The sequence below is a fragment of the Roseomonas rosulenta genome (genome assembly GCF_016106005.1).
Taxonomy (GTDB): Bacteria; Pseudomonadota; Alphaproteobacteria; order Acetobacterales; family Acetobacteraceae; genus Neoroseomonas; species Neoroseomonas rosulenta.
This window is the reverse complement of record NZ_JACADR010000343.1, coordinates 1-4,046: the sequence shown is the minus strand read 5'-3', so window position 1 is coordinate 4,046 and position 4,046 is coordinate 1. Positions and strand designations below refer to the sequence as shown.

Below are 4,046 nucleotides of genomic sequence, written 5' to 3'. Positions count from 1 at the left end.
GCGGCGGCGCGGCTGCATCGCGGCCAGGCGGAGCGGGCGCGGGGTCATTCGCCACCCGCGCCGCCACGGGCGCGCGGGCGCGATCGGGCGGCGCCGGTTCCAGCGCCTCGTCCGCTCCCCAGTCCAGTTGCAGCGCGAGGGCGGCGAGCAGCGCCGCGCGGTCCTGCTCCATGGCGGCCATATCGGCCCCGGGCGGGGTTCCGCGCAACCCGCCCTGCCGCTACATGGGGGCCGAGATCGAGAGGAACCCCCGGACATGGCCGCTGAGCGCGAGGCAATGGAGTTCGACGTGCTGATCGTGGGCGGCGGGCCGTCGGGCCTCGCGGCCGCGATCCGGCTCAAGCAGCTTGCCCCCGATGCCTCGGTCTGCCTGGTCGAGAAGGGCAGCGAGATCGGCGCGCATATCCTCTCGGGCGCGGTTCTGGAGCCCCGCGCGCTCGATGAACTCATCCCGGATTGGCGCGACGATCCGCCGGCGCTGGCGACCCCGGCCGGCGACGACCGCTTCATGTTCCTCACCGCCACCAAGGCGTGGAAGCTGCCGACGCCGCCGGCGATGAACAACCACGGCAACTACATCGTCAGCCTTGGCAATGTGTGCCGCTGGCTGGGGGCCAAGGCCGAGGCGCTGGGCGTCGAGATCTACCCGGGCTTCGCGGCCTCCGAGACCATCATCGAGGACGGCCAGGTGCGCGGCGTCGTGGCCGGCGTCATGGGCATCACGAAGGAGGGCGAGGAAGGCCCGAACTACCAGCCGGGGATGGAACTGCGCGCGACCTACACCCTGTTCGGCGAGGGCTGCCGCGGCTCGCTCACCAAGAAGCTGTTCGAGACCTTCAACCTGCGCGAGGGCGCGCAGCCGCAGACCTTTGGCCTCGGCATCAAGGAACTGTGGGAGATCCCGAAGGAGAAGCACACGCCCGGGCTGATCTGGCACAGCGTGGGCTGGCCGCTGCCCTCCGACACCTATGGCGGGTCGTGGCTGTACATGCTGGGCGAGAACCTGGTCAGCATCGGCTTCGTGGTCGGGCTGGACTACACCAACCCCTGGCTGTCACCCTTCGAGGAATTCCAGCGCTTGAAGCACCACCCCGCGGTGGCGGCGATGCTGGAAGGCGGCAAGCGCATCGCCTACGGCGCGCGCGCGCTGAACGAGGGCGGCTTCCAGTCCATCCCGAAGCTGGTCTTTCCGGGTGGCGCCATCATCGGCGACAGCGCCGGCTTCCTGAACGTGCCCAAGATCAAGGGCACGCATACCGCGATGAAGTCCGGCATGGTGGCGGCGGAGGCGATTGCCGAGGCGCTCAAGGCCGCGGCGCGCCCGCCGGTGCTCGAGGCCTATCCGGCCAACCTGCGCGCCTCCTGGGTCTGGAGCGAGCTGGAAGCGGTGCGCAACATCCGCCCCGGCTTCGCGAAGTTCGGCTTCTGGGGCGGCATGGCCTATGCCGCGCTCGACACCTACGTGCTGCGCGGCAAGGCGCCCTGGACCATGGCGCATCACGACGACCACGCCACGCTGAAGAAGGCGGCGGATGCGCCGAAGATCGACTATCCGAAGCCCGACGGCGTGCTCTCCTTCGACCGGCTCTCCTCGGTGTTCCTGTCGAACACCAACCACGAGGAGGACCAGCCCGCGCACCTGAAGCTGCGCGACCCGTCGCGCTGGAAGGGTGTCAACTGGGAGAGCTTCGCCAGCCCCGAGAGCCGCTACTGCCCCGCCGGCGTCTACGAGGCCGTGGGCGTCGAGGACGGCCAGCCGCGCCTGCAGATCAACGCGCAGAACTGCGTGCATTGCAAAACCTGCGACATCAAGGACCCGACGCAGAACATCGACTGGTGCACGCCCGAGGGCAGCGGCGGACCGAACTACATCGGCGGCATGTGAGCCGACCGGCTGGCGCCGCATGAGCCCCGAGGCCCCGCTGCCGCGCAGCGCGCATCCCGTGCTGGGCGTGCTGCGGTCGGGTATGCTGCTTGGGCTCGGCTGGGTGGCGGCGGCGGGCCTCGCCTGGGAAGCCTTCGGCGTTCTGTGGGCCGCGCTGGTGCTGGTGATCTGGGTGCTGCTGCTGCGCCGCTTCCATGGCGCGGTGCAGGCGCTGGCGGTTGCGATCCGCGAGGAGATGGCGGCGCGAAAGTAGCGGCAGCGTTCCGCGGCGAGAAGAACGTCGCGCGCTAGGGCGCAACGAAGCCCGCGCGCTTGTGGCTGCCATCGCAATAGGGCTGCCGCGCCGACTGCCCACAGCGGCACAGGAAGGCCTGCGTCACGCGGTCGGTCACCGCGCCGGCGTCGTTCAGGATCACCAGCGGCCCGGTTGCCTTCACCGCCCCGTTGGGCTGCGGCTCGAGGTTGAGCGGCGCGCCGGACTCGGGCAGGTCGCGGCCCTCGCGCAGCGGCGGTTCGCCGGTGAGCACGCAGGCGGCCGTCTTGTGACTTCCATCACACCACGGCTTGCTCGCCGATGCGCCGCAGCGGCACAGCCAGGCCTCGGCGCCGACCGGTTCCCCGTTGAGCAGAATCGCGCTTCCGCGCAGTTCCAGCGGGCCATTGGCCAGGACACGTGCCGTGCAGTGGGCACCCGGCGTCGGACTGCTCATGGTTGTTCTCCGGTCGATCCGCTGACGCCCACGTCTGGACGACATGAACGACCTGTATAGACTGCAATCATGGGGCGCATACTGGGGGCTAGCGTGCGTGACGCACAGAGCGCGGAGGACCTCCGGGGCGTCCCTGCCGTGCCGCGCCGCCCGCACAGCGGCGCGCCGGTCGCGCGCCATGCATGACCTTCCGCAGCCAGGGCGTGCGCCGGCGCGGCCGCCCGTCGTCGCGGTCAACATCGCCCGGCCCGACCTACGCCGCTGGCTGCCGGGCAATTGCGGCATCCCCGGCGCCTGGTCCTTCACGGCGGAAGCGCCGGGGCCGCATGTCGCGATCACCGCCATCATCCATGGCAACGAGATCGCCGGCGCGGTGGTGCTGGACCGGCTGCTGCGCCTCGCGGTCCGCCCGGCGCGCGGGCGACTGTCGCTGGTCTTCTGCAACCTCGAGGCCTTCGCCCGCTTCGACGCGGCCGACCCGACCGCGACGCGCTTCCTTGACGAGGACATGAACCGGCTGTGGGATCCGGGCGCGCTCGACGGCCCGCGCCGGTCGGCCGAGCTCAAGCGCGCACGCGAACTGCGCGCCCTGTTCGACAGCGTGGACATGCTGGCCGACCTGCATTCCATGCTCTGGCGGTCGGACCCGCTGATCCTGGCAGGCGAGACCGGGAGGGCCGCGCAGCTCGGCCTCGCGATCGGCGTGCCGCAGACGGTGGTGGCCGATGCCGGGCATGCCGGCGGGCGGCGACTGATCGACTATGCGCGCTTCGCCGCACCGGGCAGCACCGCCACGGCCGTGCTGGTCGAGGCGGGCGACCACTGGCAGGAACCGACGGTCGCGCGCATGGAGCAGGCCTGCCTGCGCCTGCTGCGCCTGGCCGGCCTGGTCGAGCCGCGCCCGCCGCTGCCGCCCATCGCCCCCGCGCCGCCGCCGCGCCTCGCACGCGTGACGCGCACCATCACCGCCGCCACGCAGTCCTTCGCCTTCCTGCGCGACTTCCGCGGCGGGGAGGTGATCCCGCGCGCCAACACCCTGATTGCGCTGGATGGCGAGGCCGAGATCCGCACGCCGCACGACGACTGCCTGCTGGTGATGCCCACGCCGATGGTCCCGCGCGGGCATACCGCGGTGCGCCTCGCGCGATTCGTCGACTGACCGGCCGTTCGGGGCCGCGCGGCGGGGCGTATCCCGGACGCAGGCGGCGGCCCGATCCCTGACGCCGGCGCGGGGGGCTTGCGCGGGGCCGCGCGGCGCGCTTGCGTGGCGCCCACCCCGTATCCTTGAGGAAGCGCGCCATGGCCGCCTTGAAGCTCATCACCTTCGCCGATGCCGAGGGCAGCCGCGCCGGCGTCCTGCTGGACGGCGCGCGCGTGCTCGACCTCGGCCGCGCCATGCCGCCGGCGCGCGACATGCTGGCGCTGATCGACGCCGGGCCGGCCGCGCTCGC

4 protein-coding genes are annotated in these 4,046 nt (G+C 72.1%); 3 read left to right on the top strand and 1 reads right to left on the bottom strand.

Features of this window, described 5'->3' with window-relative positions:
* The first annotated feature begins 256 nt into the window (after positions 1-256).
* Positions 257-1,885 carry an electron transfer flavoprotein-ubiquinone oxidoreductase gene (locus HW578_RS23725; RefSeq protein WP_232479239.1) on the top strand — a complete coding sequence of 543 codons (1,629 nt, stop codon included), beginning with the start codon at positions 257-259 and terminating at the stop codon, positions 1,883-1,885.
* A gap of 19 nt (positions 1,886-1,904) precedes the next feature.
* Positions 1,905-2,138 (top strand): hypothetical protein, encoded by a 234-nt coding sequence (locus tag HW578_RS23720; RefSeq protein ID WP_198373178.1) that lies wholly within the window; start codon positions 1,905-1,907, stop codon positions 2,136-2,138.
* Positions 2,139-2,172: 34 nt separating this feature from the next.
* Here the strand turns inward: HW578_RS23720 and HW578_RS23715 are convergent, their stop codons facing one another.
* Positions 2,173-2,595 (bottom strand): CDGSH iron-sulfur domain-containing protein, encoded by a 423-nt coding sequence (locus HW578_RS23715; RefSeq protein WP_198373177.1) that lies wholly within the window; start codon positions 2,593-2,595, stop codon positions 2,173-2,175.
* A 178-nt stretch (positions 2,596-2,773) separates the two neighbouring features.
* Between HW578_RS23715 and HW578_RS23710 the strand changes: the two genes are divergently transcribed.
* The gene (locus HW578_RS23710) at positions 2,774-3,754 is read left to right on the top strand and encodes a M14 family metallopeptidase (protein ID WP_198373176.1); all 981 of its coding nucleotides are present in this window, start codon (positions 2,774-2,776) and stop codon (positions 3,752-3,754) included.
* Positions 3,755-4,046: the final 292 nt, after the last annotated feature.

Coding starts and splice junctions, on each gene's coding strand:
- HW578_RS23710 (WP_198373176.1), top strand. CDS start 2,774: ATGCATGACCTTCCGCAGCCAGGGCGTGCGCCGGCGCGGCCGCCCGTC.
- HW578_RS23725 (WP_232479239.1), top strand. CDS start 257: ATGGCCGCTGAGCGCGAGGCAATGGAGTTCGACGTGCTGATCGTGGGC.
- HW578_RS23720 (WP_198373178.1), top strand. CDS start 1,905: ATGAGCCCCGAGGCCCCGCTGCCGCGCAGCGCGCATCCCGTGCTGGGC.
- HW578_RS23715 (WP_198373177.1), bottom strand. CDS start 2,595: ATGAGCAGTCCGACGCCGGGTGCCCACTGCACGGCACGTGTCCTGGCC.